Below are 3,083 nucleotides of genomic sequence, written 5' to 3'. Positions count from 1 at the left end.
GCACACCGTGTCGACGATCTCGACCGCGGCCGAGCCTCCCACCGACGCCACGCCGGCCGACTCCCCCACTTCACGGGACATACCGCCGACGTCCACCACCAGCACGATCACGCCGTCGTCGCGGACCCTGGCGGACCTCAGCGGCCGGGTCAGGAGGCCCGAACCGACGGTGCCTGCGGCGCCGCGCGCCAGGACGGTCCGCACACGCTCGGCGATCGGCCGCTCCGTCACGTCGTCCATCCTCGTCCTCCTGGCAGGGTGCCCGCCCGGCCGGGCACCCGGCCACTGAAACGGACTCTCATCCATTTCAGCGTCGTTCACCGCCGGTTCCATACCCGTGTCCGCGCCGGATCCTCGTGAGACCGGCCACACCACCGCCCGTGTCCAGGCACCCCTGGCGGGACCGCGGATATGCGCCGCACCCCGCTCACGTGGTGGAATCGGGGGCATGGACGAGTTCAGGGAAGAGCCCTCGAAGTACATCTGGCGATGGACCGTCTGGTCCTGGGTGTGCGTGGGCATCGCCGCCCTCATCGTGATGATGGGCCTGACCGGCGGCGGTTCGCTCACCCCGTGGATCATCGGCGCGCTCGCCGTCGCGGTCGTCGGCGGCGTCGGGTTCGGGTTCGTGCCCCGGGCCTCGCTCGGCCAGACCAGGCGGCCCATGACCACCGGGGCCAAGCGGAAGGCCGCCCGGAAGGGACCCCGGAACAGCTGACGGCCGGAGGCTTCGTGCTAATCTGAACCCGCCTTCGGGCAGCATCGCCGATGTAGTTCAATGGTAGAACTTCTGCTTCCCAAGCAGACAGCGCGGGTTCGATTCCCGTCATCGGCTCAGAGATCGAGGCCCTCCCGTCACGGGAGGGCCTCGAGTCGTCTCACCGGGTGCTCAACGCGGTCAGGAGTCCGGCCCGGGCCGCCCCGGCTCGGTGCGTCCCGGCTCGGTCCGTCCCGACCCCGCCCCTGACGACCCGCCCCTGCCGTTGCCGTTGTCGCCACCGCGGCGACGCAGGAGCTGGAATCCGGGGATGCCCTGGACGGCCTCGAGACACTGCTGCGCCACCTCGAGGATCTGGTGGACCTCGGGAGCCACGGTGTCCAACGAGGCGAGCACCGGCATCACGTCGTTCTCGAGACTGTCTCCCAACGCGGGCAGATGGTCGATGAACTGCACGACCGCCTTGATCTCCTCGGAATCGACCGATTCGAGGATCTCGTCGGCGATCGGTTCCAGCAGCGCGATGGTCTTGTCCGTCCACACCAGCACCTCTGTGAGGCGGGTCGCCACCCTCCTGGCGGTCTCCGGCGAGAGTTCGGCGTCGACCAACAGGGCCTCTACGACGGGCTTGACGGGCGCCAGCGCGGACTCGGCGAAGTCGACCATCGGCACGATCCGGTCCATGAGCCCGCCCGCCGAGGTCACGAGCCCGTCCGCGGTGTCGACCGTCGAGCCGACGCGCACCACGACCGCGTCCGCCGAGTCCACCGTCGAGTCGACCCTGAGCACCACGCTGTCCGCGACGTCCACGGTCGCACCGATACGAGCCACGATCCCGTCCGCCGAGTCCACGGTCGACCCCACCCTGCCGACGATCCCGTCAGCCGAGTCCACGGTCGACCCCACCCGGGCGACGATCGAGTCGGCGGAGGAGACCGTGCGCTCGACGTCGTCGACCACCCGGTCGGCCCGCGAGACCGTGGTCCGTACCCCGTCGACGGTCTCCGCGGCCGTCACCACGATCCCGTCGATCGACGACACGGTCCGCTCGACCTCGTCCAACAGTCGCTGGACGCGCCGCACGATGGACTCCACGTCCTCCAGGAGCGCCATCACCCGCGCGGGCAGGAGGAGGAACTCCCGCGCCATCGAGAGCTCCCACTCGACCACCCGGAACGCGCTCTGGACGAGGGACGACGGGGACGGGACCCGCACCTGCATGTCAGCCATGGATCGATTCTGCCCGAACATCCCACCCGGGACCTCCCGATCAGCGCACCATGGAGGAAGCGGCGGGCGGACAGACCGGACAGCGTTCCCGGAAGGGGCACGAGATGAACGCACAGCGGGTCACGACCTTCGATGATCTACGGCTCGACGACGCACCCGAGTACGGAGGGAAGTCGGCCAATCTCGGGGAGATGACGGGCGCCGGGCTCGCCGTGCCGCCCGGGTTCGCGATCGGCCAGTCGGCGTATCTGGAGGCGATGGACGCCGGCGGCGTCCGCGCGCGCCTCCACACCGAGCGGGTGCCGGAGGAGGGACTCACCGAGGCCGAGCTCATCGCCAGGTCACAGGACCTGACGCGGACCGTCGCGCAGGTGGAGCTGCCGGCCCGGCTGCGCGAGTCGATCCTCGAGCACTACCGCGCGCTGGGCACCGACGTCCCGGTCGCGGTCCGTAGCTCCGCCCCCGCCGAGGACGCCGGCGACACGTCATTCGCCGGGATCCACGAGTCCTACACCGACGTCGTCGGCGGGGACGCCCTGCTCGACGCGGTCCGCAGGTGCTGGTGCTCGCTGTGGTCCCCGCGGGCGATGACCTACCGGGCGGTGTCGGGGTACGACGAGGAGCCCTCCATCGCCGTGGTCGTCCAACGGATGGTCCGCTCCGACACCTCCGGGGTGGCCTTCACCGCGGACCCCCGCACCTCCCAGACCGACCGGGTGGTGATCGAGGCGGCCTTCGGACTCGGGGAGGTCGTCGTGGGCGGGAAGGTCGAACCCGACACCTACGTCGTCGCCAAGTCCGACCTGCGCATCCTCACCGCCCACGTGGGCCGGAAGGTCGCGCGGATCGTCGCCGGCCGCACCGGGGACGGGCTGGTGCCCGTCCCCGAGGAGATGCAGACCGCCCGCGTCCTCGACGACGAGCAGGTCCGTGCCGTCGCCCGGCTGGCGATGGCGTCCGAGGCGCACTACGGCACACCGCAGGACACCGAGTTCGCGATCGAGGACGGCGAGCTCTACCTCGTCCAGACCCGGCCGATCACCACCCTCGCGGGTCGGGCGACGGCCGGGGATCCGGCGGGCGGGGCGGGCGACGCCGGGACCGCGACCGACACCGACACCGACGTCGACCCGAT

Annotated in this window: 3 protein-coding genes, 1 tRNA gene and 1 pseudogene; 3 read left to right on the top strand and 2 right to left on the bottom strand. The window is 71.0% G+C overall.

Features of this window, described 5'->3' with window-relative positions; all coding sequences use genetic code 11:
* Positions 1–240, bottom strand: a pseudogene (locus G6021_RS04430) (hypothetical protein); the annotation flags it as partial.
* A gap of 208 nt (positions 241–448) precedes the next feature.
* Here G6021_RS04430 and G6021_RS04425 point away from each other — a divergent pair.
* A complete protein-coding gene (locus tag G6021_RS04425; protein WP_017838404.1) occupies positions 449–718 on the top strand; it encodes a hypothetical protein in 270 nt (89 codons plus the stop codon).
* Positions 719–764: 46 nt separating this feature from the next.
* Positions 765–835: transfer RNA gene (locus G6021_RS04420), tRNA-Gly, on the top strand.
* 63 nt (positions 836–898) lie between these two features.
* Here G6021_RS04420 and G6021_RS04415 read toward each other — a convergent pair.
* A complete protein-coding gene (locus G6021_RS04415) occupies positions 899–1,948 on the bottom strand; it encodes a methyl-accepting chemotaxis protein (RefSeq protein ID WP_241730824.1) in 1,050 nt (349 codons plus the stop codon).
* A 104-nt stretch (positions 1,949–2,052) separates the two neighbouring features.
* Between G6021_RS04415 and G6021_RS04410 the strand changes: the two genes are divergently transcribed.
* A partial coding sequence (locus G6021_RS04410; protein WP_241736425.1) for a PEP/pyruvate-binding domain-containing protein occupies positions 2,053–3,083 on the top strand: 1,031 nt, incomplete at its 3' end.

This window comes from Dietzia sp. CW19 (genome assembly GCF_014145265.1).
GTDB lineage: Bacteria > Actinomycetota > Actinomycetes > Mycobacteriales > Mycobacteriaceae > Dietzia > Dietzia natronolimnaea.
The sequence above is the reverse complement of the archived record's forward strand: the minus strand, read 5'-3'. Positions and strand labels throughout refer to the sequence as shown.

Bases quoted from the DNA above. Each gene is read 5' to 3' on its own strand.
- G6021_RS04425 (WP_017838404.1), top strand. From the start codon at position 449: ATGGACGAGTTCAGGGAAGAGCCCTCGAAGTACATCTGGCGATGGACC.
- G6021_RS04415 (WP_241730824.1), bottom strand. From the start codon at position 1,948: ATGGCTGACATGCAGGTGCGGGTCCCGTCCCCGTCGTCCCTCGTCCAG.